This is a genomic window from Streptomyces sp. NPDC021012, assembly GCF_044333355.1.
Classification (GTDB): Bacteria; Actinomycetota; Actinomycetes; order Streptomycetales; family Streptomycetaceae; genus Streptomyces.
On record NZ_JBIRQU010000006.1, the window covers coordinates 232,746 to 259,733 of the forward strand.

Below are 26,988 nucleotides of genomic sequence, written 5' to 3' on the forward strand. Positions count from 1 at the left end.
CCTAGCCGATGAGCCGTGTATCCCCCGCGATCTGGGGCAGACTGCCGCGAATGAGCACCCTCGCCTGGTTCTCGATCGTCTCCCTGGCCGCCTGGGTCTGGCTGCTGCTCGGTCAGGGCTTCTTCTGGCGCACGGACCAGCGGCTGCCGCCGGAGCGGCGGGCGCCGGAGCGCTGGCCGCGGGTGGCGGTCGTGGTGCCGGCGCGGGACGAGGCCGAGGTGCTGCCGATGAGCCTGCCGTCGCTGCTGGCGCAGGACTATCCGGGGGTCGCGGAGGTCTTCCTCGTCGACGACGGGAGCACGGACGGTACGGGGAGGCTCGCCGTCGAGCTGTCCGGCCGGTACGGCGGGCTGCCGCTGACGGTCGTGTCGCCGGGAGAGCCGGAGCCGGGCTGGACGGGGAAGCTGTGGGCGCTGCGGCACGGGATGGCCCTGGCACGCGCGCGGGGGCCGGAGTTCCTGCTCCTGACGGACGCGGACATCGCGCACGAGCCGGACGGTCTGCGGCGCCTGGTGGCGGCGGCCGTGGGCCACGATCTGGACCTGGTGTCGCAGATGGCCCGGCTCCGGGTCGCGAGCTTCTGGGAGCGCCTGGTGGTGCCGGCGTTCGTCTACTTCTTCGCCCAGCTGTACCCCTTCCGCTGGATCAACCGGGCGCGGCCCCTGGCGACGGCGGCGGCGGGCGGCTGTGTGCTGCTGCGGACGGAGACGGCGGTGGCGGCGGACGTGCCGGAGGTGATCCGGCAGGCGGTGATCGACGACGTGTCGCTCGCGCGGGCGGTGCGGCGGGCGGGGGGACGGATCTGGCTGGGGCTCGCGGAGCGGGTGGACAGCGTCCGCCCGTATCCGGGGCTCGGCGAGCTGTGGCGGATGGTCGCGAGGAGCGCGTACGCGCAGCTGCGGCACAGTCCGCCGCTGCTCGTGGGGACGGTGGCGGGGCTCGCGCTGGTCTATCTGGTGCCGCCGGTGGCGCTGGTGGCGGGGGTGTGGAGCGGGGACGCGCCGGCGGCGTGGGCGGGCGGGGCCGCGTGGGCGGTGATGGCGGGGACGTACGTCCCGATGCTCCGCTACTACCGGCAGCCGCTGTGGCTCGCCCCGCTGCTGCCGTTCACCGCGTTCCTCTATCTCCTGATGACGGTGGACTCGGCGGTGCGCCACTACCGGGGCCGGGGTGCGGCCTGGAAGGGACGGACGTACGCGCGTCCGGAGGCGGCGCCGGACCGGTGAACACCCGCTCGGTGCCGGTCAGAGGTCGTTCCCGGCGTAGGAGAGGTTGAAGCTCTTGTTGGTGAGGGGGAAGTCGGGAACGATCGTGTCCGCGAGGGCGAGCGGCAGGGCGGGCCAGTTGAAGAAGGACGGGTCCACGGGTTTGACGCGGCTGAGCCGGCCGTCGGCGGTGGTCTCGACGCGGGTGGTGATCGTGCCGCGCCATCCTTCGACGATCCCGGTCCCGGAGCCGCTCCGCGCGGCGACGGGCGTACGGGTCTCGCCCGGGGCGGTGCCCTCGGCGAGGTGGTCGATCAGGGCGAGGGAGACGTCGATCTCCTCCGCCCGGACGAGGAAGCGGGCCAGGACGTCTCCGGTGTCACGCACGGGGACGGGGAGCTCCGTGTCGTAGGAGAGGAAGGGGTGGGCGACGCGGGCGTCGGTGCCGGTGAGGCCGCTCGCGCGGGCCACGTAGCCGAGGCAGCCGAGGTCCCGGGCGGCCCGTGGGCTCAGGACGGCGGTGCCGGTGAAGCGGTCGCGGACGGTGGAGTGGTGCAGGGCGAGGCCCGCGATCTCCCGGATGTCGCGGCCGACGGAGGCGAGCCGGGCGGGGTCGGGCAGTGCCCGCAGGACGGTGCCGCCGGGGACGACGCCACCGCGCAGCAGCCGGTGGCCGGTGGTCTCGGCGTTCAGGCGGAGGAGCCGTTCCCGTACGTGCTGGGCGTGGGCGTGGAGGATGCCGTGGCCGACGTCGTTGCAGAGCATGCCGAGGTCGGCGACGTGGTTGTGGAGCCGTTCCAGTTCGAGGAGGAGCGCGCGGCCCCGGGCGGCGGCGGCCGGGACCTCGGTGCCGGTGGCCTCCTCGACGGCGAGGCAGTAGGCGAGGGCGTGGCCGACGGCGGTGTCCCCGCTGACGCGTTCGGCGAGCGGCAGGCCCGCCTCGGTCGTCCGGCCCTCGAAGAGCTTCTCGACGCCGCGGTGGACGAACCACAGCCGGGCCTTGAGCCGGATGATGGTCTCGCCGACGACGGAGAAGCGGAAGTGGCCGGGTTCGATGAGGCCCGCGTGGACGGGCCCGACGGGGATCTCGTACACGCCGTCGCCCTCGACCTCCAGGAAGGGGTACGGGCCTTCCTGCTCGGCGAAGGGCGGTGGCGGTCCCGCGTCGGGCCGCATCGGGTACCAGCCCTTGGGCCAGTGGTAGTGGCGGACCAGACGGCGGGGCAGCGGGTGTTCGAGCGGTACGACGCCGTGCAGGTCCCGCATCTCCCGCTCGAACCGGCCCGCGGGGAAGGAGATGCGGGCGAGGCTCGGGGCCTCGGGCTTGTCCGGGTCCAGGTGGACGTGGAGTTCGGTGCGGACGTCCGGCGGGCCGGAGGCGAAGAGGTGGACGACCCGGACCCGTTCCCCGTCGTCGTGGTGGGCGGCGACGAGTGCCAGGCGGTGGCCGGCTTCCAGCAACTCGGAGACTCTCCGGGGGAGTTCGCCGACGCCGATCTCGTGGATGGTGCGCATGGGGTCAGTGGCCTCCGATCGTGGCGGCGGCGTCGTGCAGGAGGCCGGTCAGCGGTCCGGTCGTGACGCCGAGCGCGGCGCATGCGGCGAGTCCGAGGACGAGGGGCCAGACCGCTCCCGCTCCGAAGGACGCGGGGGCGGGGGCGGGTGGCGGGCCGAGGACCATGCGGGCGGTACGGACGGCCAGCGCGGCGAACGCGGTCAGGACGAGCAGCAGGGCCGCCGCCGTCGCCCAGCCCAGGCCGGCGGCGAATCCCGCGCGGACGATGCCGAGTTCGGAGGCGAAGAGGCTGAACGGCGGGAACCCGAGGAGCGCGAGCACCGCGAGGCCGAACGCGCCGCCGAGCCAGGGCAGCCGGGCGAGGAGTCCCCGCACCCGCCCCACGAGCGTCGTCCCGGTCAGGCGCCGTACATGGCCCGAGGCGCAGAAGGCGACCGACTTGGCCAGTCCGTGTCCGGCGATGTGCAGCAGGACGGCCGCCCGGGCGAGCGGGGTGCCGATGGCCGTGCCGAGGGCGATCAGGGCCATGTGTTCCATGCTCGAATAGGCCAGCATGCGGGTGTGGTCGCGCTGGGCGAGCAGCAGTGCCGTGGCGAGGGCCAGGGTGAGCAGGGCGATCCCGGCCAGGAGGACGCGGGTCCAGCCGTTCCCGAGCGCCGCGTCCGCGATCACGTCGTACCGGAGGATCGCGGAGAAGGCGACGGACAGCAGTACGCCGGACATCAGCGCGCAGACGGGCGCGGGTGTCTGGCTGTAGGCGTCGGGCAGCCAGGCGTGGAGCGGGGCGAGTCCCGCCTTGGCCCCGAAGCCCAGGATGACCAGGGAGACGCCGAGCCGGGTGACGGACGGGTCGAGCGCGTGCGCGTGGGCGACGAGCGTCGGCCAGTCCAGGGCGTGCGCCTCGTCGATGCCGGCCTGCCGGGCCGCGTAGTAGACGAGCACGGTGCCGAGGAAGGCGAGCACGATGCCGGCCGAGCAGATCACCACGTACTTCCAGGCGGCCTCGACGGACCGTCGGGTGCGCCGGTGGCCCACCAGGAAGGCGGTGACGAGCGTCGTCGCCTCGATCGCCACCCACAGCACCCCGAGGTTCGCCGTCACCACCGCCAGGCACGTGGTGCCGAGGAACGCCTGGACCAGCGCGTGGAGGAGCGCCGTGCCCCGGGCGGAGGGGTGTTCCCCGGCCGTCTGGGACGGCAGGGCGGCGCAGGCGATCAGGGCGACGGCGCCGACGACCAGCAGCATCCACGCCGTCAGCGCGTCGGCCCTCAGCAGTCCGCCGAGCGCCGGGAGCGCCCCGCCGCGCGGCAGGGCCGAGGCGAGGGCCGCGCCGCAGGCGAGGACCGCGAGCGGCGGGACGAGTCCCCACCAGGGGGAGACCCGTCCGGTCGCCGCGTCCGTGTCCGGCGGTGGCGGCACGACACCTTCCGGGCCGTACGGGGCGGGCACCGCCCCGGCCGGTACGGGCACCGGGCGCGGTGTCGCCGGGGCGGTCCGGCGGGCCCCGGCGAGGGAGAGGGCGTGGGCGGCGGCGAGGGCGCAGGGGACGAGGACGGGGCCGGTGAGGAGGAGCGTGGTCGTGGTGGCGTCCATCAGTCGTGCAGCTCCCGCAGGTCGTCGAGGTCGGTCGTGCCGAACACGGCCCGCATCCGGGCGGTGAGCAGGTGGAGCACCAGCACGGCGAACAGGACGTCGAACGAGACGCCGAGTTCGACGATGAGGGGGACGCCGGAGGCGGCGAGGAAGGCGGTGGCGGTGATGCCGTTGTCGAGGAGCAGGAAGCCGACCACCTGGGCGAGGGCGCGGCGCCGGGTGACGAGCACGAAGAAGCCGATGAGCACGACGGCGAGGCCCACGGGGAGGGCGCGGGTCGCCGGGGTCGGATGGAGCGCGGCCAGGGGGCGCGCGACCGCGGTGGCCAGCAGGGTGAGGGCCGCCGCCGTGAGCAGCGAGGCGGCCACGTTCACCAGTGGCCGGGTCTCGCGCGCCTCCGCGCCTCCGGTGTCGTACGGGTGGCGGTCCGCCGTCAGGGCGGTCAGGGCCCGGCGCATCAGATAGGGCAGGACTCCGGCCCGCAGCACCCCGATGCCCACCGCGACCACGACGAGGTCCGCCCGGCCCTCGTGGATCCCGAGCAGCGCGGCGATCGCGGCCAGGGCGATCCCCTGGAGGGCGAAGACCCGCATGATGGAGGAGAGTTCGTGTCTCCACAGGATCACGGCGGCGGCCAGCAGGAAGGATCCGCAGGCGAGGTCGAGGAGCTGGGTGTACGCGCTGTCGCCCATGTCCGGCTCACGCTCCGCTGAGGAAGAAGGAGGAGGCGACCGCGAGCAGCGCCAACAGGAAGGATCCGGCGAGCAGTTCGGGGACGCGGAACAGGCGGATCTTGGCCCAGAGGACCTCGGCCGCCGCGAGCAGCGCCCCGAGCAGCGCGACCTTGGCCGTGAGCGCCACCAGCGCCACGGCGAGGCCGGCCACCGAGGTGGTGGTGGCGATGCCCCACGGGGCGAACAGCGCGGCGAGCAGTCCGAGGAGCACGGTGAGCCGCATCTGGGCGCCGAGTTCGACGAGGGCCAGGTCCCGGCCGGCGTACTCCAGGACCATCGCCTCGTGGACCATCGTCAGTTCCAGGTGGGTGGAGGGGTTGTCCAGGGGCAGCCGTCCGGTCTCGGCGAGCACGGCGACGGCGAGCGCGGCCGCCGCGAGCAGTCCGGCGGGTGAGGCGAGGCGGCTCGGGTCGTGGACGACGTCGGCGACGATCGTGGGCAGGTTGGTGGTCCCGGCCGGGGTCGAAAGGGCGAACACGGCCATCAGGAGCGTCGGTTCGACCAGGGCGGCGATGGTCATCTCCCGTGAGGCGCCCATGCCTCCGAAGGCGGTGCCGGTGTCGAGACCGGCGAGGGCGAGCGTCACGGTGCCGAGGGCGAGCAGCGCCACCACCAGGATCAGGTCCGCCCGTCCGGCGACCGGGGTGTCGGTCGAGAGCAGGGGGACGAGCGAGCCGACCACGAGGGTGGTCGCCACGAGGAGCGCGGGGGCCGTCCGGAAGGCCGGTCCGGTGCCGACGGGCTCGGTCGATTCGCGGCGCAGGAGCTTGCGGAGGTCGCGCCAGGGCTGGAGCACTCCGGCGCCCGCCCGGCCTTCGAGCCGGGCCCGTACCTGGCGCATCAGCCCCGTGAGGAGGGGCGCGCCGCCGACGACCGCGCCCGCCTGGAGGGCGACCGCCGCGTGTCCGAGCAGGCTCACCAGCCCACCACCAGCACGACGAACAGGGACAGCAGGCCCAGGAAGCCGTATCCGAGGTAGAGGTGGACGCTGCCGCTCGCGAGCCGGCGGGCGGCCCGTCCGGTCCGGGCGAGCGCGTCGAGCACCGGTTCGTACAGCCGGTGCTCGATCCGGTCGGGCACGCGGTTGCGGAAGCGGACCCGCTCCACGAGATAGGCCGACTCGCGGGCGTGCGTCACGTCCACGTCCTGTTCCGGGGCCAGGACGTCGTCGAAGACCCGCTGGAGCGGTTCGGCGAACGAGGTCGCGGTGTACGCCATGCGGGGGCTCGGGGCGCCGCCGCCGCAGTCCCAGAGGCGGGCGTTCACCCGGCGCTGCCGGGGGCCGTACAGCCGGGGTGCGGCGGTGGCGAGGAGCAGGGCGCCGGTGAGCGCGGCGACCACCCACAGCGGTGAGAGCGTGGTCCCGAGGTCGTGGAGCCGTACGCCCAGGCCGTCGCCCGTCACGGGCGCGGCGACGCGGGGACCGGCGGCGGCGACCGCCCGGTCGAGACCGGGGGCGAGGAGTCCCGGCACCAGGGCCAGGCCCGCGCAGGCCGCCGCGAGGAGGCCCATGCCGGCGAGCATCAGCGGGGGCGACTCCTGGGCGCGGGCGGCTCCTTCTCCCCGGGGCCGGGCGAAGAAGCCGACGCCGAGCGCCTTCACGAACACGGCCGCGGCGATGCCCGCCGACAGGGCGACGAGGGCGACGGCGAGCGGCAGCACGATCGCCACGGTCACTCCCGGCACCTCCAGGCCGTGGATGAGCGACTGGAGCAGCAGCCATTCACCGACGAACCCGTTGCCGGGCGGGAGGGCCACGGCGCCGAGCGCGCCCAGCGCGAAGAGTCCGGCGGTCACCGGCATCCGGGCCCGCAGGCCGCCGAGGCGGTCGAGGTCCCGCTCCCCGGTGGCCCGGACGACCGATCCGGCCGCGCAGAACAGCAGGGCCTTGAACCCGGCGTGGTTCACCAGGTGCAGCAGGGCGGCGGCGAGGGCGAACGCGGCCAGGGGGCCGTCGCCGGAGGCGGCGAACAGGCCGGCCGCGCCGGCCCCGACGAGGACGAGTCCCAGGTTCTCCGCCGTGGAGCGGGCCAGCAGCCGCTTCAGGTCGGAGGCCATCGCGGCCTGGAGGATCCCGTACGCGGCGGAGAGCCCGCCGACCGCCATCACGCCCAGCCACCACCAGGCGGGTCCCCCGCCGAGCAGGTCGAAGCCGGTGCGGACGATGCCGTAGACGCCGAGGTTGACCATGGCGGCGCTCATCAGCGCCGAGACGGGCCCCGGGGCCTCGGGATGGGCGCGGGGCAGCCAGGCGTGCAGCGGCACGGCACCCGCCTTGGAGGCGAAGGCGGTGCCGGTGAGGACGAACACCGTGCCGCGTACGGCCGGTGACAGCGCGTCGGCGTGCCGCCGGAGCCGCTCGAAGTCCTCTCCCCCGGTGTGCGCGGCGAACAGGGCGAAGCCCGCGAGCAGCAGCACCAGGCCGAGGTGGGTCATCACCGCGTACCAGACGCCCGCCGCCCGCACCGCCGCCCGTTCCCGGTGCTCGGTGAGGACGAGCAGGAGGGAGGAGAACGCCATGAGTTCCCACAGGACGAGGAACGTGGAGACCGAGGCCGCGGCCGGTACCAGGATCAGGGTGAGGGCGAAGAGCGGCAGCACGGCCTGCGGCGTCCGGGAGGCCGGGCTGTGGTCGCCGTGGCCGGACGCGTAGCCGATGCCGTAGACCGCGACCGCGGTCACCACGGCCCCCGCCACCGCCATGAACAGTCCGGACAGGGCGTCGACGGACCACACCGTTCCCGCGAGCGGCAGGAGTCCGGGCAGCCGTGCGGACCAGACGGCGCCGCCCAGGGCCGCCGTCCCGGCCGCGCATCCGGCCGCGCCGACGCCCGCCGCGCACAGCCCCGCCAGGGGCAGGCGGGGCCTCGTCGGCAGTGCGGCTCCCGTCACCGCGCCGAGACCGCCGAACCCGGCCGCGGCGCCGAGACCGGCCGCGACGGCGTTCACCGGCCCGTCACCCGCCTCAGCGCCGCCACGATCTCCGCGGGGGACGGCGGGCAGCCCGGTACGGCGAGGTCGACCGGCACGACCTCGGAGACGGCGCCCTCGATCCCGTACCCGCCCGCGAACTCCCCGCAGTCGATGGCGCAGTCGCCGACCGCCACGACGATCGGGGGCTCGGGCATCGCCTGGACCGTGCGGCGCAGCGGCTCCTTCATGTTCCGCGTCACCGGGCCGGTCACCAGGGCCACGTCGGCGTGGCGCGGGGAGGCCACGAGCCGGGCCCCGTACCGTTCCGCGTCGTACACCGGGTTGAACGCGGCCGCGATCTCGATCTCGCAGCCGTTGCAGGAGCCCGCGTCCACGCAGCGCACCTGGGCGGAGCCGCCCAGGCGGGCCGCCTGCGGCAGGGCTCCGCCCACGGGGGCCGGGGGTGCCGGTTCGGCCACCCGCCCGGTCGTCCGGATCTTGCGCAACAAGCCCATGAGCACCCCTCCCGCGTGGTCGCGAGGACCCTTACGGGGCGGCTAACGGCGCTTCCCCCGGCCGGAGTTACGGCACTTTTCTCGTGCTTTGCGTGTTTTGACGAGTCTTTGGGCGGGGCGTGGTGGCCCGTAGATCGGCGAGCAGCTCGGCCTGGCCCGCGAGCACGCCGGAGAGGATCGACCTCGCCACCGCGAGCAGCTCGGCCACCTGCGGATCGGTCAGCGAGTAGTGCACGACCGATCCCTCACGGCGCCCGACGACCAGGTTCGCGCGCCGCAGCACGGCGAGCTGCTGGGAGAGGTGCGCGGGCTCGACGCCGATCTCGGCCAGCATCTCCGAGACGCCGTGCTCCCGGACGCTGAGCAGCTCCAGGACCCGGATGCGTACGGGGTGTCCGAGCGTCTTGAAGAACTCCGCCTTCAGTTGGTAGAGCGGCGCGCTCACCGTGCGCACCGCCCGTCGGCGGGGAAGGCCGCCACGCCGTCGCGGGAACGCCGCGGCGCCCACGCTGTCCATCGCATCCGTTCAGCACTCTTCGCCATGGGGACCATCCTCGCCCCTGCGCGGCGTCCTGATGGCCACGGGGATCGCCGGCAGGGGCGAGGGGGAAGCCGATCAGAGGGACCGCACGCCGGGCCATTCGTCGCTGCACCACTCCCGCTGGCCCCGTCCTCCGCCGTGGTGGGCGGTCAGCGCCGCCTCCAGGTCGCAGTGGACGGGGATCTCGGGGTGGTCGCCACTGGGCACGAGGGACCCGTCGGCGGGGATCGCGGCGAGTTCGAGGCCGCGTCCCTCGGCTCCGAGCCGGCGGGCGGCGTCGACGACCGCCAGCTGCCCGCCGGCGGACCAGCCCCGCAGCGCGGTCAGGTCGAGGATGACGGGGCCCGTCCCCCGGGCGAGGACCCACCCCACGGCGCCGTCGAACCGCCCGACCGCGTCCGCGCCCAGGAAGCCGGCCAGGGAGAGCACGCCGAGGCCGGGATGGGTGGTGTAGCGCCATTCGATGGTCATGTCGTCGCCTTCGTCTTCACAGGGGGGGGAGGGAGCCCACGGGGCCTCGGCGGATCCGCCCGCGCTCACCGCGGCTCCACCGTGCCCAGGCGGTACCCGGTCACGGTCTGCGGGGTGATGCGCAGCAGGGTGTCGTGCGGCCCGTACGCCCAGCCGGGGAGGGTGCGCAGGTAGTGGGCGGCCTCGACCGGGTCGCCGACCGGTTCGGCGGGGCCGGTCACGGTCACGGTCCAGCCGGTGCCGCCGGGCATCCGGATCTCGTCCGCGTGGTACGTGAGCAGGGGGCGGCCGTCGGCCGCCTCCGCCTGCACGGGGGTGCGGACGATCAGCCGGCCGTACTCCAGGACGTGCACGGCCGGGCGGACGACCGCCTGCTCCCGCCGGATGTGGACCAGGCGTCCGTGGGCGGCCCCTTCGAGGAGCCACAGGGCCTCGGCGCCGGAGACCTCGACCATGCGACGGGACGTCGGCAGCGTCATCGTGCGGCCTCCCCGGTGACGGCGGGCAGTATCCCGGCGCCCCTCAGGTGCGCGCGGGCGCCGGCGATCGCCTCGGGGGTGGTCGCGTACTCCCGCCCGTCCAGGCGCAGCAGGTCCAGGGCCCCGACGGAGGCGAGGGCCTGCCGCTGGCCCGGCCGTATCCCCGAGGTCATCACCACGATCCCCCGCCGGTTCAGCTTCTCGACGGCGTCCTTGAGCACGAGTGCTCCGGTGGCGTCGACGGTGGTGACGCGGGACATGCGCAGGATGACCACGCGGACGTCGGCGACCTCGGCCAGTTCCAGGAGGAAGCGGTGGGCGGCGGCGAAGAAGAGCGGACCGTCGATGCGGTACGCCACGATGTGCTCGGCGAGCAGCGCCCGCTCCTCCTCGCTGTGCTCGCCGGGCAGGTCGGCGTGGAAGTCGACCTCGGCCAGGCGGGCCTGCTTCGCCACGGCGCGCAGGGCGAGGGCGCCGGCCACGACGAAGCCGATGATCACCGCGTAGACGAGGTCGAGCACGAGGGTGGCGGCCGCGGTGAGGACCAGGACGACGGCGTCGGCGCGGGTGGCCTTCGCCATGGCGCGCAGCGAGCCGACCTCGACCATGCGGATCGCGGTGGCGATCAGGACGCCGGCGAGCGCGGCGAGCGGGATCTTCGAGACCAGGGGGGCGGCGGCGAAGACGATCACGGCGAGGACGGCGGCGTGCGTGAGGGCCGCGAGCCGGGAGGAGGCGCCGGTGCGCACGTTCACCGCCGTACGGGCGATGGCGCCGGTGGCGGGAACGCCGCCGAACAACGGCGCGGCCAGGTTCGCGAGCCCCTGCCCGAACAGCTCCCGGTCGGGGTCGTGCTTCTGGCCCACGGTCATCCCGTCGGCGACCTGCGCGGAGAGCAGCGACTCCAGGGCGGCGAGGGCCGCGACGGCCACGGCGGGGGCGATCAGGGAGCCCAGCGCGGAGAGGTCGACGAAGCCGAGGGAGGGGGCGGGAAGTCCGGCGGGCAGCTCGCCGATCGGTGCCGCCGCGTCGAGGTGGAAGGCCTGCGCGACGGCCGTGGCGGCGATCACCGCCACGAGGGAGAAGGGGACGGCGGGCCGCCACCGGGCGCCGAGCAGCATGACGGCGGCGACGCCCAGGGCGAGCCCGAGGGCCGTCCAGTTCGGGGTCCGGACGAACTCCCCGACGGCGCGCCAGGTCACCGCGAGGACCCGCTCGCCCTCGGGCTTGGGGACGCCGAGGGCGGCGGGGACCTGCTGGAGGCCGATGACGAGGGCGATGCCCAGCGTGAAGCCCTCCACCACGGAGGCGGGGATGTAGGCCATGTACCGGCCGGCCCGGGCGAGGGCGAGCCCGATCACCAGGGCGCCGGCGATCAGCCCGACGGTGAGGACGCCGTTCGGACCGTGCTCCGCCACGATCGGGACGAGGACCACGGTCATCGCCCCGGTGGGTCCGGACACCTGGAGGTTCGAGCCGCCGAACAGCGCGGCGAGCGCCCCGGCCACCACGGCGGTCGCGAGTCCGGCCTCGGCCCCGAGGCCGGAGGAGACGCCGAAGCCGAGCGCGAGCGGCAGCGCCACGATCGCGACGGTCAGCCCCGCGAGGAGGTCACGGCGCGGGGCGCGGGCCATGGCGGTGAGGTCGGCGCGTACGGGCAGGAGGGAGCGCACCCGGCGCAGCATCCCGCTCATCGGGCCGCGACCTCGGCCTCGCGCAGCTCCTCCAGGAGTTCGTTCTGCCCGGCCAGCATCTCGGTGAGGATGCGCCGTGCCGCCTGCATGAGGTCGGCGACGTCGCCTCCCGCGAGCCGGTAGACCACCGTGGAGCCCTCACGCGTCGAGGTCACGATCCCCGAGCGCCGGAGCACCGCCAGCTGCTGCGAGAGCGCGGGCGGTTCGACCTCGATCGCGGCGAGCAGGTCCCGCACCGCCTGGGGTCCGTCCTGGAGGAGTTCGAGGACGCGGATGCGGACCGGGTGTCCCAGCATCCGGAAGAACTCGGCCTTGGCCTGGTACAGCGGAACCGACACGGTCGCGCACCCTCCTCATCACCTCGCGCGGGCGCGGGTGTCGATCGGCGCTGTGCCCGCGGCTACCTGCGGGCACAGCGGATCCATCATGTAGTGAATTGCCAAATTATGCAATTCATGGAGAGCCGAAACCGGGGCTTCCCGGCTGCGGTCAGGCCTTCTTGACCACGCTGGACTTGAGCTGCATGGGGCCGAAGCCGTCCACCTTGCAGTCGATGTCGTGGCCGTCGACGCCGTCCACGAGCCGGATGTTGCGGACCTTGGTGCCGGCCTTGATGCCGGTGGGGCTGCCCTTGACCTTGAGCGTCTTGACGACGGTGACCGTGTCGCCGTCGGCGAGGACGTTGCCGACGGAGTCCTTGATCACCTTTTCGCCGGGGGCGGCGGCCTCACCGGAGGCGTCGGTCGCGGCCGGCCACTCGTGACCGCATTCGGGGCAGACGAGCAGGGCGCCCATCTCGTAGGTGTAGGTGCCGGAGCACTCGGGGCAGGGCGGGAGGTTCTCGTTCATGCCTCGGATTCTAGGTCGGACCGAGCGGGCACCCTCGCACCGGAGGCTGCCCGCGGGTACCGATCGCCACAGGTCAGACGGAGATCCCGGTCGGCCGCTCCGCCGCCGGGGCCGCGGCCGCGGGGGTGTCGGCGGGGGTGGCCGCCCCGGGCCGGTGCGGCCGGCGGCGGAGCACGAGCTGGTGGACCGCCGCGAGGAGGGCCAGCCAGACCACGCCGACGACGAGCGCCACGCGCGTGCTCTCGTGGAGGCCGAGCAGGACCAGCACCGCGGCCATGAAGAGGAGGGTGGCGATCTGGCCGTAGGGCCAGAACGGGGCCGGGAACTTCAGGGAGGCGGCCTCCTCGGCGGACATCGAGCGGCGGGCCTTCAGCTGGGTGAGCAGGATCATCACCCAGACGAAGACCGTGGCGAAGGTCGCGATGGAGGAGATGACCAGGAAGATCCGGCCCGGGACGAGGGCGTTCGCCAGGACGGCGAGGAGCAGGGCGCCGATCATGACGAGGGTGGTCACCCAGGGCACGCCGTTGCGGGTCGTGCGCCGCATGACGGAGGGGCCGTGCCCGCGCTCGGCGAGGCCGTACATCGTGCGGCCCGCGGCGAAGATGTCGCTGTTGATGGCGGACAGGGCGGCGGTGAGCACCACGACGTTGAGGACGGCGGCCGCGGACTTGAGGCCCACTCCGGCGAAGATCTGCACGAACGGGCTGCCCGAGTCGCTGATCTGCTGCCAGGGGGTGATCGACATGATCACGGCGAGGGTCAGGACGTAGAAGAGGATGATGCGCAGCGGAATGGAGTTCACCGCGCCCGGGATGGTCTTCTCGGGGGACTGCGCCTCGCCGGCCGTGACGCCGATGATCTCGGTGCCGCCGAAGGCGAACATGACGACGGCGAAGGAGATCACGAAGCCGTCGACGCCTCCGGCGAAGAAGCCGCCGTGGCTCCACAGGTTGGAGAGGCCGACGTGGGCGTGGCCGCCGCCGACGCCGAAGGCGATCACCACGACGCCGACGACGATCATCGCGACGATGGCCACGATCTTCACGAGGGACAGCCAGAACTCCAGCTCGCCGAAGACCTTGACGCTGACGAGGTTGAGCGTGCCGACGACGAGGACGGCGGCCAGGACCCAGATCCAGCGCGGGACCCCGGGGAACCAGAAGCCCATGTAGACGCCGATGGCGGTGACGTCGGCGACGGCCACGACGACCATCTCGAAGGCGTACGTCCAGCCGGTGACGAAGCCGGCGAGCGGCCCGAGGTGGCGGTTCGCGTACTCGCCGAAGGAGCCGGCGCTGGGGGACGCCACGGCCATCTCGCCGAGGGACCTCAGGACGAGGAAGACGGCGGCGCCGCCGATCAGATAGGCGAGCAGGACGGCGGGGCCGCCGGCCCGGATGGACTCGGACGAGCCGTAGAAGAGTCCGGTGCCGATCGCGGAGCCGAGGGCGATGAAGCGGATGTGCCGTGCGTTGAGCCCGCGGCTCAGACCGGCGTTTTCGGTGCGCAAACGAGTGTCTCCCTCGTGGGGGCGGGCGTCGGGGTGGGGCCCGGCCCGGGCGGTGTGCCTCGCGGCATCGGGCTGTCGTCCCGGACTCCCGACGGCGAATGGCAGCCTGTATATTCCTGTCTATACAGGTGCGTCAAGAGGTGGTCCGATGAATGAACGCAAACCGGCGCCCGGTACGACGTCCAGCGCCTCCCCCGCCGTCGCGCGCGCCCTGGACATGCTCGTGTACCTCGCCGGCCGGCCCGGTCTCGTCCAGGCCGCCACGCTCGCCCGCGACCTGGGCATTCCGCGCTCGTCGGCGTACCACATCCTCACCGTGCTGACCGACCGCGGCTTCGTCACGTACGTCCCCTCGGAGCAGGCGTACGGACTCGGCGTGTCCTCCTTCGAGGTGGGCTCGGCCTACCTGCGCCACGAGCCGCTCGAACGGCTCGCCCGGCCGATCCTGCGCACGGTCGCGAGCCGCCTCGGCCAGACCGCGCACCTGGGGATCCTGCACGGCGCGGAGACCGTCTACCTGCTCAAGGAGCGCCCGCCGGCCCGGGCGGGGGACATCGACATCGCACTCGTGACGGACGTCGGCGTGCGCTTGCCCGCCCATCTGACCGCCAACGGCCGCGCCATCCTCGCCCACACCTCGGAGGCGCAGCTGCGGGCGCTGTTCTCCCGGCCCGGCGATCTGACCACCCGCACCGGCCGCGGGCCGCGCTCCCTGCCGGAGCTGACCGGCGAGCTGGCCCGGGAGCGGGAGCGCGGCTGGTCGCAGGAGGTGGAGCTGGTGTCGCAGGGCTTCTGCTCGATGGGGGTGGCGGCGTTCGACCACAACGAGCGGCCGGTCGCCGCGATCAGCACCACCTGGCGCCGCCACCACGGCCGGCACGACACCGAGGAGGTCCGCCGGGCCCTGGCACAGGGCGCGGCGCGGCTGACGGCGGCGGTCTCGGGACACGCGCCGTCGGGAGCGGCGACGCGGACCGCCGCCTGAGCCGCGTCGGCGCCGTCCCCGTACCGCCTCGGCGCCCTCCCGGCGCCATCCCGGCGTCGTTCTCAGCGCCGTCCCGGCGTCGTTCTCAGTGGGTGGCGAACGCGCCTTCCAGGCGGTAGCGGGAGCCCGGGTGGAGCAGGCGCGCGATGCTCACGAGCGCGTCCCGCGACCAGGTGCGGCGCACGATCAGCAGGCACGGCTCGGACGGACCGATGTCGAGGACCGCGCACTCCTCGGGCGACGGCAGGACCGCCTCCACGATGTGCTCGCCCCGGCCGAGCGGCGCGACCTTCGACAGGAAGGTGTACGGCGTCTGCAGCGTGAAGTCCTGCTCCAGATAGCCGGGGGCGAAGGCCGGGTTGACGTAGCGGTCCTCCAGCTGGAGCGGCACCCCGTCCTCGTAGTGCACCACCTTCGAGCGGAAGACCGGCCGCCCGGTGCCGAGCCCGAGGTGCGCGCCGGTCCTGTCGTCGGCCCGCTCCTCGCCCAGGGACAGCACGCGGGCCGTGTAGCGGTGGCCGCGCTGCTGCACCTCGTCGGCGATGTTGTGGACCTCCAGGAGCGCCGAGCTGGCCTTGCGCTGGGCGACGAAGCTGCCGACGCCCATGACGCGCCGGATGACGCCCTCGGCGGCGAGCTCGCGCAGGGCGCGGTTGACGGTCATGCGGGACAGGCCGAGGGCGTCCACGAACTGGCTCTCCGAGGGCAGGGCGTCGTCCTCCTGCCAGTGGCCGTTCCCGATCTGCCGCGTGACGAGCTCCTTGACGCGCTGGTACGCGGGGACGGCACCGCCCGCGCCCTGCGCGTACCACCGGGCCAGTTCCGCCGGGTCCACGGCCACGCCGCCCACCGTCCTCGCCATCCGCTCCCCCTGCCTCCTACCTGGGACGAATCCTAGGCGAGCGGTGCCGGCGACGACCCGGCCGGCGGTCCCGTTCCGGGGGAAGCGTCTCGGATCCGAGAGATGCGGGCGCCGCCGCTGGCCCCGGCCCCGCCGCTCGCGTGTCATGAAGGCGCACAACGGCTCGATCCCCCTGAGGAGCACACATGACCAGCCCTTCCCACGAAGCGCCGGGCGTCGTCCGGGCCCCGCGCGGCACCGAACTGAACTGCCTCGGCTGGCAGCAGGAAGGCGCCCTGCGGATGCTCATGAACAACCTCGACCCCGAGGTCGCCGAGCACCCCGAGGACCTCGTCGTCTACGGCGGCACCGGGAAGGCCGCCCGCAACCACCAGGCGTACGACGCGATCGTCCGCACCCTCAAGACCCTCAAGGACGACGAGACCCTCCTCGTGCAGTCCGGCAAGCCGGTCGGCGTGATGCGCACGAACGAGTGGGCGCCGCGCGTGCTGCTCGCCAACTCCAACCTGGTGGGCGACTGGGCCAACTGGGAGGAGTTCCGCAAGCTGGAGGCCGAGGGCCTGACCATGTACGGCCAGATGACGGCCGGTTCGTGGATCTACATCGGTTCGCAGGGCATCCTCCAGGGCACGTACGAGACCTTCGGCGCCGTCGCCCGCAAGAAGTTCGACGGCACCCTGGCCGGCACGATCACGCTGACCGCCGGCATGGGCGGCATGGGCGGCGCCCAGCCGCTGGCCGTGACGATGAACGACGGCGTCGCGATCTGCGTGGACGTCGACGAGACGCGCATCGACCGCCGCATCGGCACCCGCTACCTGGACGTGAAGGCCGAGAACCTCGACCACGCCCTCGAACTGGCCGTCCAGGCCCGCGACGAGCGCCGCGGCCTGTCCATCGGCGTCGTCGGCAACGCCGCCGAGATCTTCCCGGAGCTGCTGCGCCGCGGCGCCCCGATCGACATCGTCACCGACCAGACCTCCGCCCACGACCCGCTGGCCTACCTGCCCGTCGGCGTCCCGGTGGAGGACTGGCGCAAGGAGCGCGAGGCCGACCCGGCCGGCTTCACCGAGCGCTCCCGCAAGTCCATGGCCCTGCACGTCGAGGCCATGGTCGGCTTCCTCGACAAGGGCGCCGAGGTCTTCGACTACGGCAACTCGATCCGCGACGAGGCCCGCAAGGCCGGTTACGACCGGGCCTTCGACTTCCCCGGCTTCGTCCCGGCGCACATCCGCCCGCTGTTCGAGGAGGGCCTCGGCCCGTTCCGCTGGGCCGCGCTGTCCGGCGACCCGGCCGACATCGCCAGGACCGACGCCGCGATCAAGGAGCTGTTCCCCGAGAACAAGCACCTGCACCGCTGGCTGGACATGGCCGGCGAGCGCGTCTCCTTCGAGGGCCTGCCCGCGCGCATCTGCTGGCTCGGCTACGGCGAACGCCACCTGGCCGGCCTGAAGTTCAACGAGATGGTGGCGAACGGCGAGCTGTCCGCGCCCGTCGCCATCGGCCGCGACCACCTCGACTCCGGCTCCGTGGCCTCCCCGTACCGCGAGACCGAGTCGATGCTCGACGGCTCCGACGCCATCGCCGACTGGCCGCTGCTCAACGCCCTGGTGAACACCTCCTCGGGCGCCTCCTGGGTCTCCATCCACCACGGCGGCGGCGTCGGCATGGGCCGCTCCATCCACGCCGGCCAGGTCTGCATCGCCGACGGCACCGAGCTCGCGGCCCGCAAGCTGGAGCGCGTCCTGACGAACGACCCGGGCATGGGCGTCATCCGGCACGTCGACGCCGGATACGAGTACGCCGCCTCGGTCGCCAAGGAGCGCGGCGTGCGCGTCCCGATGACGGAGACCGGGGACGGCGCGGCGTGAGCACGTTCCAGGAGACCGCTCCCCCGGTCACGGACGTCCCGGCCCGCCCCTGGTCGGGCCGGGACGACGGGCCCGGCGCGGAGCACCTGCGCTGGCACCACGCCGTCGCGCTCGATCCCGGGGCGGCGGAGCCGGGCGACGTCGCGTTCGTCGGCTTCGCGAGCGACGAGGGCGTGCGCCGCAACAAGGGGCGGCAGGGCGCCGCGCAGGGCCCCGACGCCCTGCGGCGGGCCCTCGCCCCGATGGCGCTGCCGAAGCCGCTGCGGGCGCTCGACGCCGGTGACGTGGAGGTCGTCGGCGACGCCGACGACGCCCTGGAGGCCGGTCAGGAGCGGCTGGGCCGCGCGGTCGCGGACCTCGTCGACGCGGGCCGGCGGGTGGTGGTCCTCGGCGGCGGCCACGAGGTCGCGTTCGGGACGTACAGCGGTCTGGAGCGGACGCGCGCGCTGAACGCCGGCGGGCGGCTCGGGGTGCTGAACCTCGACGCGCACTTCGACCTCCGCGAGGACGTGCGTCCCAGCTCGGGCACCCCGTTCCTGCAGATGGCGCGGAGCGAGGCGCGGCACGGCCGTGACTTCAACTACCGGGTGCTCGGCATCAGCCAGGCCGCCAACACCGAGACCCTGTTCCGCACCGCGGAGTCGCTCGGGGTGCGGTACCTGGCGGACACCGAGTGCGGGCTGCTCGACACGGCGCGGGTGGAGTCGTTCGTCGACGAGTTCCTCGCGAGCTGCGACCTCGTGCACCTGACGATCGACCTGGACGTGCTGCCGGCGGCCGTCGCCCCCGGGGTCAGCGCGCCCGCCGCGTACGGCGTGCCGATGGAGGTCGTCGAGCGGGTCTGCACCCGGGTCGCGCGCAGCGGCAAGCTGGTGGTCGTCGACGTCGCCGAGCTCAATCCGGAGTTCGACGTCGACCAGCGCACGGCGCGGGCCGGCGCCCGTCTGGTGCACCGGACGGTCACCACCTGGGCGTGACGCCCTCCCCCTGAACAGGCCGCCAGGCCGCCCGGCACCCGAGAGCCGCGGCCTGGCGGCCGCGGCTCTCGCGCCCGGACCCGCCCTGATCCGCTCAGCGGACGTCGGTGAGGGCGACGACCGCGAGGACCCCGTCGACGGTGATGTCGGCGGGGTCCTCGTCGTCCTGGAGCAGGACCGCGTCGAGCCGGTCGAGGCGGACGGATTCCCGGTCCAGGGTCGCGGTGCCGTCGAGGACGACCGCGAGGACGCGGGTGGCGGGGGCGGGGCGCAGCACCGTGGAGCCGCGTTCGACGGACACCCCGGCCTTCGCCGCGGTGCGCCGCACCATGACGTTGAAGTCGACGATGGGGCCGTCGAGCAGCCGGCAGTCGGTGGTGGCCTCACCGGAGAAGGCGAGGGGCGCGTAGCGGGTGTCCACGAGGTGCTCCGTGCCGTCGACGGTGAGGGCCATGCCCGGTCCCTCGACGACGGTGATGATCCGGTCGACGCCCTCGAAGGTGGAGAAGGGGCCGCTGCTCGCGACGTCGGCGACGCTGATCCGCCACGTGAAGTCGTCGGTGCCGGCGCCCCGGGGGTGGGCCATGACCTCGGTGGTGATGCCGCCGCCGTTCTTCCACGGTGCGGGGGTCCGGTCGCTCGCGCGCAGGATCTGGGGTGCCATGAGGGGTGCTCCTTCGGGGAGAACACAAGCTCCTCCCCCGCTGCCGGGAGGCCGCGAGGGAGGAGGTGGGGTGTCGTGTGGTCGGGCCGGGCTAGCGCTCGGCGGTGTGGCGGGTTTCGAGGGCGGTCTCGGTGAAGACCCGGTATCCGGCCGCCGGGTCGTACCCGTGGATCTCCCGGGTGTCGAGGGCGGCCATGTAGGTCAGGACGTCCTTGCTGACGACCTGTCCGGGGACGAGGACGGGGAAGCCGGGCGGGTACGGGGTGACGAACGTGGCCGAGACCACCGTACGGCCCTGGGCCATGGCGTCGGTGAGGGCGTCCGTCGAGAGGTGCTCGCACTCGGTGTCGTCGTAGGCGAGGAAGAACGCGGCGCGCATGTCGCCCTCGGGGGTGCGCGGGCTCGGCCGGAACGCCGGGTGGAACGCGCTGAAGTCGGGGAGGGCGGCGGAGCCCGCGTCGAGCCCGGTGACGGCGCTGTCGTGGGCGGCCCGGTCGTGCGGGCCCATCTCGCCGACGCGTTCCTCAAGGTCCTCGACGATGCGGACGAGCACCTCGATGAGGTAGGCGACGGAGCTGCGGGTGGTGCCGATGTTCGTCATGAACAGCAGCGTGTTGCGGGTCGTCTTGTTGACCTGGATGCCGTGCCGGTCCATCAGGAGGTCGTGCTTGAACGTGTCGCCGTCGATCCCGGTGAGCCCGATGTGCAGGGTGGCGCGGGTGGGGTCGAGGACGAACTCGTCCTCCTCCCAGGCCTGTTCCATCCGGGCGAGGCCGGTGGTCAGGGGCTGTTCGATGCCGGAGGAGCGGAAGCGGTGCGGGACGAGCTCAGGGGTGGTGAGGATGCGCAGGTAGCGGCTGAGCAGCGGGTGCTGGGCGACCGCGTCGCGGAGCACACCGGCCTGTTCGAGCTGCTTCTGCACGAGGGCGAAGCCCTCGAAGACGGCCTGCCGGCGGCCGAGGTCCATCGAGGCGAGGATCTGGTAGTTGGGCGACGTCGAGGTGTGCGTCATGTACGCCTCGTGGAACACCTCGGCGACCTTGTGGCGGAAGTCCTGGTCGAAGACGTGGACCATGGAGCCCTGGCGCATCGAGGTGAGCGTCTTGTGCGTGGACTGCGTGGCGTAGACGCGGACGCGGACCCGCTCCGGGTCGGGCATCAGACGGGTGGTGACGAGGGTCTCGTCGTCCGGGTCGTCGCCGAGCTCCGCGCGGTGGGCCGCGTGGGCGTCGGCGTACGCGGGGTCCCGGTAGCGGTCGGTGAGGGTGCGGGCCGCGGCCATGGCGGTGCGGCGGCGGTAGACGGGGTGGAAGCGGGCGAAGGCGAACCAGGCCTCGTCCCACAGGAACGCCAGGTCCGGCTTGAGGGCCAGGCACTCCTCCATCACGCGCGAGGGGTTGTAGACGATCCCGTCGAAGGTGCAGTTGGTGAGCATGAGGAGCTTGACGCGGTGCAGGACGCCCTCGTGCTTGAGCATCAGCAGCTTCCGCTTGATCTCCTCCACCGGCACGGCCCCGTACATGCCGTACTCGTCGAGGGGATAGGCGTCGAGGTAGACGACGTGGGCCCCGGCGAGGACGAGTCCGTAGTGGTGGGACTTGTGGCAGTTGCGGTCCACGAGCACGATGTCGCCGGGGCGTACGAGCGCCTGCACGACGATCTTGTTGGCGGTGGACGTGCCGTTGGTGACGAAGTAGGTCTGCCGGGCGCCGAAGGCCTCGGCGGCGAGGTCCTGGGCCTCGCGCAGCGGGCCGGTGGGGGCGAGCAGGGAGTCCAGGCCGCCGGAGGTGGCGGAGGTCTCGGCGAGGAAGATGTTCAGGCCGTAGAAGTCCGCGATCTCCGGGATCCAGGGCGAGTGGAGCACCGAGGCGCCGCGCGAGACGGGCAGGGCGTGGAAGACGCCGGTGGGCTTGCGGCTGTGGGCGCGCAGGGCGGTGAAGAACGGGGCGCGGTGGCGTTCGGCGATGCCGTTCAGGATCGACAGGTGCAGTTCGAGGAGGCCTTCGCGGGCGTGGAAGACGCGCCGGAAGCGGCGGCCGACGCGGCCGGCGGTGGACTCGACGGCCCGTTCGGACACGAGGTAGAGGTCGAGCTCGGGGCGCAGGGCGAGGAGCCGGTCGCCCAGGGCGTGGATCCGTTCGCCGTCCCCGGACGTGGCGGCGGTGGTGTCGGCGGTCTCGTCGAAGAAGCGGCGGACGACGCTGAGGTCGTGGCGGGAGCGGTCGGTGAACCGGTCGCGGATGACGACGGCCTGGAGGCCGGAGTTGACGAGGGACGTGATGACGGCGTCCTCGAAGCTCGGGGCGAGGACGATCTCGTAGGCGAACTCGTCGTCGGGGCGGCGCAGTCGGCGCAGTTCGCCGCGGAGCGCCTGTTCCTCGGCGGCGTCCAGGTCGCCGACGACGAGGACCTCGAAGTACGGGGCGGAGGGCGCGGGGAGGGGGTGCGCGGGGTCCGCCGTCTCCTCAGGCGCGGCGCCCGGTCCCGCGGCGGTGTGCGGGGCGGCGGGGCGGTGCCGGTGTCCCGCGAGGGCGCCGTAGAACTCTTCGGTCCGGTAGGCGAGTTGCCGGTACTCGCGCTGGTCGTGCAGCGCGCGGAGCTCCTTGAGGGCGGCCGTGCCGGGGAAGGCCCAGCAGTGCTCGACGGGCGCCAGGAGGTCGATGAGCTCCCGGATGCGCGCGGTGGTGTCCGGGCGGCCGTCCGCGCCCTGCGCGGCGAGGCGGTGGGTGAGGTCCGTCAGCGAGCTCCAGGCGTCGGCGCGCAGTTGGCCGACGCTGTTGTGCACCGTGGCGGTCGGCAGGTCATTCACCGGGAAACGGCTCCTTCTGAGGGCTGGGCATGCGCGGCGGGGGCCTGCCGCGCCTTCCGGGTCCCGCGCGGGACCCGGAAGGCGCGAGGGACTGCGTCCCGGTCAGACCAGGGCGCCGGTCACGGACTCGGCGGCGGCCAGGGCGCGGCCGGAGGCCACGTACTGGACGGCCTCCTCGATCTCGGGGGCGAGCCAGCGGTCGGTGCCGGGGCCCTCGACGGTCTCGCGCAGGCCGTCGCGCACCGCGGCCGTGGCCGGGGCGGGGGCCAGCGGGGCGCGCAGGTCGAGGGCGCGGGCGGCGGTGTAGAGCTCGACGGCGAGGACGCGGCCGAGGCCGTCGATGGCGCGGCGGAGCTTGCGGGCGGCGGCCCAGCCCATGGACACGTGGTCCTCCTGCATGGCGCTGGAGGGGATCGAGTCGACGGAGGCCGGGGTGGCGAGCCGCTTGAGCTCGGAGACGATGGCGGCCTGCGTGTACTGGGCGATCATGTGGCCGGAGTCGACGCCCGGGTCGTCGGCGAGGAAGGCGTTCAGGCCGCGGTTGCGGGCGGGGTCGAGGAAGCGGTCGGTGCGGCGCTCGGAGATCGAGGCGACGTCGGCGAGGGTGATGGCGAGGAAGTCGAGGACGGCGGCGACGGGGGCGCCGTGGAAGTTGCCGTTGCTCTCGACGCGGCCGTCGAGGGTGACGACCGGGTTGTCGACGGCGCTGGCGAGCTCGCGGGAGGCGACGAGCTCGGCGTGGCCGAGGGTGTCGCGGGCGGTGCCGTGGACCTGCGGGGTGCAGCGCAGCGAGTAGGCGTCCTGGACGTAGGTGCAGTCCGGGCCCGCGTGGCTGGCGATGATCGCCGAGTCGGCGAGCAGGGAGCGCAGGTTGCCGGCGCTGTCGCCCTGGCCGGGGTGCGGGCGCATGGCCTGGAGGTCGGCGGCGAACACAGCGTCGGTGCCGAGCTGGCCCTCGACGCTCATGGCGGCGGCGATGTCGGCGGTGCTCAGCAGGCGGCGCAGGTCGTGGGCGGCGAGGACGAGCATGCCGAGCATGCCGTCGGTGCCGTTGATGAGGGCGAGGCCCTCCTTCTCCTCCAGGACGACCGGGGTGATGCCGGCCTCGGCGAGGGCTTCGGCGGCGGGCTTGCGCTCGCCGTCGGCGGTGCGGACGACGCCCTCGCCCATGACGGCGAGCGCGCAGTGCGCGAGGGGGGCCAGGTCGCCGGAGCAGCCGAGCGAGCCGTACTCGTGGACGACCGGGGTGATGCCCGCGTTGAGGAGCGCGGCGTACGCCTCGGCGGTCTCGGTGCGGACGCCGGTGCGGCCGGTGGCGAGGGTGGACAGGCGCAGCAGCATCAGGGCGCGGACGACCTCGCGCTCGACCTCGGGGCCGGAGCCCGCGGCGTGCGAGCGCACGAGGCTGCGCTGGAGCTGGGTGCGCAGCTCGGTGGGGATGTGGCGGGTGGCCAGGGCGCCGAATCCGGTGGAGACGCCGTAGTGGGGCTTGGCGTCGTCGGCGAGGGCCTTGACGACCTCGCGACTGCGGGCGATCTCCTGGAGCGCCTCGGGGGCGATGCTCACCCGGGCGCCGAGACGGGCAACGGACACGACTTCGTCGGCGGAGAGGGCACCGACACCAACAACAACGTTCATGCCCCTATGAAGCCGCAGGCGGGGAGGGGTCCGCGAGGTATGCGAGGGAGCTCGTGTCTGGGATACAAGACATATAGTCCGGGATCCCAGACAGATGGTCCACGGCGTCCCTGGTCTACTCTCGCCCCATGAGCATCGTCCCTGCCGCCGCGCAGGTGCTGGCCGTCCTGCGGTATCTGTCCCGTCAGGCCGGGCCCGTCCCCGCGGCCGCCATCAGCCGTGACGTGGGGCTGCCGCGCTCGACGACCTATCACCTGCTCGACACGCTGGCGGCGGACGGTTTCGTGGTGCACCTGCCGGAGGAGAGGCGGTACGGGCTCGGGGTCAGCGCCTTCGAGCTGGCCTCCGGGTACGAGCGCCAGGCGCCGTTCCAGCGGCTCGCGCGGGCCCCGCTCGCCTCGCTCGTGGACCGCACCGGGCACAACGCGAACCTCGCCGTGCTGCACGGCCGCGAGGTCATCTACGTCATCGAGGAGCGCGCCCCGGGCCGCCCGCCCCTGGTCAGCGAGGTCGGCGTCCGGCTGCCGGCCCATCTGACGGCGAGCGGCCGGGCGGTGCTCGCCCTGCTGCCGCCCGCGCAGGTGCGGGCGATCTTCCCCGACCGCTCGGCGTTCGTGCAGCGGCACGGCGCCGGTCCCGCGACGCTGACGGCGCTGCGCGCCCTGCTGACCCAGGCGCGGCGCCGGGGGTACGCGACGGAGGAGGGCGAGGTGACGCCGGGCCTCTCCTCGATCGCCGCGCCCGTCCTGGACCACCACGCGCATCCGATCGCCGGGGTGGCGGTCACCTTCCCCGACGAGGCCGTCGACGAGGCGGAGCGGCAGCGGATCGCGGGGCACGTGGCGCAGACGGCCCGGGAGTTGACCCGCCGGGTCGGCGGCGCGGCACCCGGGCCTGTCTGAACCCTTCGCGTCGGGGACGGGGCGTCACCACCCGGCCAGGAGCGGGGTGTCCGGTCCCTGTCGCCGCCAGGCCTCGGCGAGGCGGACGAGGCGGGCGGGGGCGGCGATGCCCCGCACGGTCGCGATCCTGCCGTCGGCGAGGTCGAAGGTGACGGCGCCGACGATCCGGTCGCCGGGCACGAAGAGGAGGGCGGGGGCGCCGTTGACGAGCGCGTAGTGGACGGTGGAGACGCCGCCGGCGAGCCGCTGCTTCGCGGGGGTGGACTTGAACCCGGCCCGTGCGACGGCAGCGATGCGCTCCGGGGTGTCGAACCGCAGCAGCTTCGCGGTCAGGCCGGCGCCGTCGGAGATCGCGGTCGCGTCGTCGGTGAGCAGCGCCACCAGCCGTTCGGTGCGGCCCGAGGAGGCGGCGGCGAGGAACTCCTCGACGATCCTGCGGGCGGCCGCCGGGTCGGCCTCGCCGCCGCGGCGCGCGGCGGTGACGCGGCGGCGGGCGCGGTGGAGGTGCTGCTGGCTCGCGGACTCGCTGATGCCGAGGATCCCGGCGATCTCGGCGTGCCCGTAGGAGAACGCCTCGCGCAGGACGTAGACGGCCCGCTCGACGGGTGACAGGCGCTCCATCAGGGTCAGTACGGCCAGGGAGACCGACTCGCGCTGTTCGAAGGTGTCGGCGGGGCCGAGCATCGGGTCGCCTTCGAGGAGCGGCTCGGGCAGCCAGGCGCCGGCGGCGCGTTCGCGGCGGGCGTGCGCCGAGCGGAGCCGGTCCAGGCACAGATGGGTGACGACCTTGGTCAGCCAGGCCTCGGGCACCTCGATCCGCTGCCGGTCGGCGGCCTGCCAGTGCAGGAACGCGTCCTGCACGGCGTCCTCGGCGTCGGTGGCGGAGCCGAGGAGCCGGTACGCCAGCGAGGCCAGCCGGTTCCGGCCGGCCTCGAAGCGACCGGTGTCGAAGCGGTCGACGTCGAAGCGGCCGGTGTCGAAGCGATCGGTGCCGGTGCCGTCCACGCGGACCACCCTAGTGACCGAGCGGTCGCGCGACCGCCTTCTCGGCGGTGGCGTCGGACGCGTCCGGCGCTCCGGCCGACCGGTGCTTGCGCCTGGGCAGGCCGAAGGTCGGGTGCGAGACGGTCCAGAGCGACATCCCGAGGATGCCCGCCTTGATCCGCGCGGCCTTCCGGCCGCCCATGAACGCCGTCTTCGCCCGCGCTTCGCCGTCGACCAGCTGGAGGATCCCGTCCCGTCGCCCGAGGCTGATGTGGTTGCCCGGGTAGGACAGCTTGACGTGCGCGGTCCTGCGGCCGGTCAGGCGTCCCAGGATCGCCTCCGTGGCCTGCATCCCGGTGTAGCCGGCCGAGGCGCAGGACATGGGCAGCGGCAGGCCGTTGTCGCCGACGGCCCAGGCGCTGTCTCCGGCGGCGTAGACGTCCGGGTGCGAGACCGACCGCATGGTGCGGTCGACGACGATCCGGCCGTCGTCGGTGACCTCGAACCCGCTCGCGGCGGCGAGGGGAGGGACCGCGAACCCGGCCGTCCACACGGTCGCGTCGCACTCCAGGGCGGTCCCGTCGGCGCACAGGGCCCGCGTCGCTTCGACGGCTTCGACGCGCGCGTGCTCCAGGACGGTGATGCCCAGCCGCTCGCAGGCCCGGCGCAGGTGGCCGCGGGCTCCGGTGGAGAGCCGGGCGCCCAGCTCGCCGTCGGCCACCAGCGTCACCGAGAGGCCGGGCCGGGACTCGGCGATCTCGGTGGCGGTCTCGATGCCGGTCAGCCCGTCGCCGACGACCAGCACGCGCCCGCCGTCTCCCCGCCCGTCCAGGCCGTCCAGGCGCTCGCGCAGGCGCAGCGCCGCCGGACGGCCGGTGACGTGGAAGGCGTGCTCGGCGACGCCGGGAACGCCGTGGTCGGCGACGTGGCTGCCGAGCGCGTAGAGCAGGGTGTCGTAGCCGAGCTCGCCGCCGCCGTCGGCGTCGGCCACGGCGACGACCCGCCGCTCGGGGTCGACGGCGGTGACCCGGGCCAGGCGCAGCCGTATCCCGGTGCCCGCGAAGACGTCGGCGAGGTGCGGGGCCTCGATCGCCTGGCCGGCCGCGAGCTGGTGCAGTCGCAGCCGCTGGACGAAGTCCGGCTCGGCGTTGACCACGGTGACCTCGACGTCCGCCGGGGACAGCCGGCGGGCCAGGTTCCCGGCCGCGTAGGTCCCGGCGTAGCCGGCGCCGAGGACGACGATGCGGTGCTTCATGGGGCGCTCCTGTCTCTT

Annotated in this window: 24 protein-coding genes; 5 read left to right on the forward strand and 19 right to left on the reverse strand. The window is 74.0% G+C overall.

Going from position 1 to position 26,988, the window contains the following annotated elements; all coding sequences use genetic code 11:
* Positions 1-50 precede the first annotated feature (50 nt).
* Positions 51-1,226, forward strand: coding sequence for a glycosyltransferase (locus tag ACH4TP_RS21490; protein ID WP_398182289.1), 1,176 nt, complete (start codon positions 51-53; stop codon positions 1,224-1,226).
* 18 nt (positions 1,227-1,244) lie between these two features.
* On the opposite strand, the gene ACH4TP_RS21495 is transcribed toward ACH4TP_RS21490, so the two are convergent.
* The 13 genes from ACH4TP_RS21495 to ACH4TP_RS21555 all read right to left on the reverse strand — a co-directional run bounded on the left by ACH4TP_RS21495 (position 1,245) and on the right by ACH4TP_RS21555 (position 14,023).
* Positions 1,245-2,720: an NADH-quinone oxidoreductase subunit C gene (locus tag ACH4TP_RS21495; RefSeq protein ID WP_398438819.1), complete on the reverse strand. Its 1,476-nt coding sequence runs from the start codon at positions 2,718-2,720 to the stop codon at positions 1,245-1,247.
* A 4-nt stretch (positions 2,721-2,724) separates the two neighbouring features.
* A complete protein-coding gene (locus ACH4TP_RS21500; protein WP_398438820.1) occupies positions 2,725-4,314 on the reverse strand; it encodes a proton-conducting transporter membrane subunit in 1,590 nt (529 codons plus the stop codon).
* The gene (locus tag ACH4TP_RS21505; protein WP_398182280.1) at positions 4,314-5,006 is read right to left on the reverse strand and encodes a hypothetical protein; all 693 of its coding nucleotides are present in this window, start codon (positions 5,004-5,006) and stop codon (positions 4,314-4,316) included. Before ACH4TP_RS21505 ends, ACH4TP_RS21500 begins: the two co-directional genes overlap by 1 nt.
* Before the next feature lie 7 nt (positions 5,007-5,013).
* The gene (locus ACH4TP_RS21510; protein ID WP_389228945.1) at positions 5,014-5,967 is read right to left on the reverse strand and encodes a respiratory chain complex I subunit 1 family protein; all 954 of its coding nucleotides are present in this window, start codon (positions 5,965-5,967) and stop codon (positions 5,014-5,016) included.
* Complete coding sequence (locus ACH4TP_RS21515) at positions 5,964-7,997, reverse strand: proton-conducting transporter membrane subunit (protein WP_398438821.1); 2,034 nt, start codon at positions 7,995-7,997, stop codon at positions 5,964-5,966. The genes ACH4TP_RS21510 and ACH4TP_RS21515 overlap by 4 nt, the downstream gene beginning before the upstream one ends.
* Positions 7,994-8,476, reverse strand: coding sequence for an NADH-quinone oxidoreductase subunit B family protein (locus ACH4TP_RS21520; RefSeq protein WP_389228951.1), 483 nt, complete (start codon positions 8,474-8,476; stop codon positions 7,994-7,996). The genes ACH4TP_RS21515 and ACH4TP_RS21520 overlap by 4 nt, the downstream gene beginning before the upstream one ends.
* A 67-nt stretch (positions 8,477-8,543) precedes the next feature.
* Positions 8,544-8,921, reverse strand: a complete 378-nt coding sequence (locus ACH4TP_RS21525; protein ID WP_398182268.1) for an ArsR/SmtB family transcription factor — start codon at positions 8,919-8,921, stop codon at positions 8,544-8,546.
* A gap of 171 nt (positions 8,922-9,092) precedes the next feature.
* Positions 9,093-9,488, reverse strand: a complete 396-nt coding sequence (locus ACH4TP_RS21530) for an STAS domain-containing protein (protein ID WP_389228956.1) — start codon at positions 9,486-9,488, stop codon at positions 9,093-9,095.
* A 65-nt stretch (positions 9,489-9,553) separates the two neighbouring features.
* Positions 9,554-9,967 (reverse strand): pyridoxamine 5'-phosphate oxidase family protein, encoded by a 414-nt coding sequence (locus ACH4TP_RS21535; RefSeq protein WP_389228959.1) that lies wholly within the window; start codon positions 9,965-9,967, stop codon positions 9,554-9,556.
* Complete coding sequence (locus ACH4TP_RS21540; protein WP_398438822.1) at positions 9,964-11,661, reverse strand: SulP family inorganic anion transporter; 1,698 nt, start codon at positions 11,659-11,661, stop codon at positions 9,964-9,966. The genes ACH4TP_RS21535 and ACH4TP_RS21540 overlap by 4 nt, the downstream gene beginning before the upstream one ends.
* Positions 11,658-11,999, reverse strand: a complete 342-nt coding sequence (locus ACH4TP_RS21545) for an ArsR/SmtB family transcription factor (RefSeq protein ID WP_389228965.1) — start codon at positions 11,997-11,999, stop codon at positions 11,658-11,660. Before ACH4TP_RS21545 ends, ACH4TP_RS21540 begins: the two co-directional genes overlap by 4 nt.
* A 151-nt stretch (positions 12,000-12,150) precedes the next feature.
* Positions 12,151-12,510 carry a zinc ribbon domain-containing protein YjdM gene (locus ACH4TP_RS21550; protein WP_398182254.1) on the reverse strand — a complete coding sequence of 120 codons (360 nt, stop codon included), beginning with the start codon at positions 12,508-12,510 and terminating at the stop codon, positions 12,151-12,153.
* 73 nt (positions 12,511-12,583) lie between these two features.
* Positions 12,584-14,023 carry an amino acid permease gene (locus ACH4TP_RS21555; protein WP_398438824.1) on the reverse strand — a complete coding sequence of 480 codons (1,440 nt, stop codon included), beginning with the start codon at positions 14,021-14,023 and terminating at the stop codon, positions 12,584-12,586.
* A 148-nt stretch (positions 14,024-14,171) separates the two neighbouring features.
* Between ACH4TP_RS21555 and ACH4TP_RS21560 the strand changes: the two genes are divergently transcribed.
* Positions 14,172-15,008 (forward strand): IclR family transcriptional regulator, encoded by an 837-nt coding sequence (locus ACH4TP_RS21560; protein WP_398182248.1) that lies wholly within the window; start codon positions 14,172-14,174, stop codon positions 15,006-15,008.
* A gap of 85 nt (positions 15,009-15,093) precedes the next feature.
* Here the strand turns inward: ACH4TP_RS21560 and hutC are convergent, their stop codons facing one another.
* Positions 15,094-15,870: a histidine utilization repressor gene (hutC, locus tag ACH4TP_RS21565; protein ID WP_398438825.1), complete on the reverse strand. Its 777-nt coding sequence runs from the start codon at positions 15,868-15,870 to the stop codon at positions 15,094-15,096.
* A 185-nt stretch (positions 15,871-16,055) separates the two neighbouring features.
* On the opposite strand from hutC, the gene hutU reads away from it, so the two are divergent.
* Both hutU and hutG read left to right on the forward strand, forming a co-directional pair.
* Positions 16,056-17,741 carry a urocanate hydratase gene (gene hutU / locus ACH4TP_RS21570; protein ID WP_398182242.1) on the forward strand — a complete coding sequence of 562 codons (1,686 nt, stop codon included), beginning with the start codon at positions 16,056-16,058 and terminating at the stop codon, positions 17,739-17,741.
* Positions 17,738-18,718 carry a formimidoylglutamase gene (gene hutG / locus ACH4TP_RS21575; protein ID WP_398438826.1) on the forward strand — a complete coding sequence of 327 codons (981 nt, stop codon included), beginning with the start codon at positions 17,738-17,740 and terminating at the stop codon, positions 18,716-18,718. The genes hutU and hutG overlap by 4 nt, the downstream gene beginning before the upstream one ends.
* A gap of 94 nt (positions 18,719-18,812) precedes the next feature.
* Here hutG and ACH4TP_RS21580 read toward each other — a convergent pair whose 3' ends face one another.
* The 3 genes from ACH4TP_RS21580 to hutH all read right to left on the reverse strand — a co-directional run bounded on the left by ACH4TP_RS21580 (position 18,813) and on the right by hutH (position 23,829).
* Positions 18,813-19,382, reverse strand: coding sequence for a HutD family protein (locus tag ACH4TP_RS21580; protein WP_389228986.1), 570 nt, complete (start codon positions 19,380-19,382; stop codon positions 18,813-18,815).
* A 91-nt stretch (positions 19,383-19,473) separates the two neighbouring features.
* Positions 19,474-22,191 (reverse strand): aminotransferase class I/II-fold pyridoxal phosphate-dependent enzyme, encoded by a 2,718-nt coding sequence (locus ACH4TP_RS21585; protein ID WP_398438827.1) that lies wholly within the window; start codon positions 22,189-22,191, stop codon positions 19,474-19,476.
* Positions 22,192-22,293: 102 nt separating this feature from the next.
* Positions 22,294-23,829 (reverse strand): histidine ammonia-lyase, encoded by a 1,536-nt coding sequence (hutH, locus tag ACH4TP_RS21590; protein ID WP_398438828.1) that lies wholly within the window; start codon positions 23,827-23,829, stop codon positions 22,294-22,296.
* Positions 23,830-23,957: 128 nt separating this feature from the next.
* Between hutH and ACH4TP_RS21595 the strand changes: the two genes are divergently transcribed.
* Complete coding sequence (locus tag ACH4TP_RS21595; RefSeq protein WP_389228995.1) at positions 23,958-24,731, forward strand: IclR family transcriptional regulator; 774 nt, start codon at positions 23,958-23,960, stop codon at positions 24,729-24,731.
* Positions 24,732-24,755: 24 nt separating this feature from the next.
* Here ACH4TP_RS21595 and ACH4TP_RS21600 read toward each other — a convergent pair whose 3' ends face one another.
* Entirely contained in the window at positions 24,756-25,745 is a 990-nt protein-coding gene (locus ACH4TP_RS21600) for a sigma-70 family RNA polymerase sigma factor (RefSeq protein ID WP_389228998.1), read from the reverse strand.
* Between the two features lies 1 nt (position 25,746).
* Positions 25,747-26,970, reverse strand: a complete 1,224-nt coding sequence (locus ACH4TP_RS21605) for an NAD(P)/FAD-dependent oxidoreductase (RefSeq protein WP_398438829.1) — start codon at positions 26,968-26,970, stop codon at positions 25,747-25,749.
* Positions 26,971-26,988: the final 18 nt, after the last annotated feature.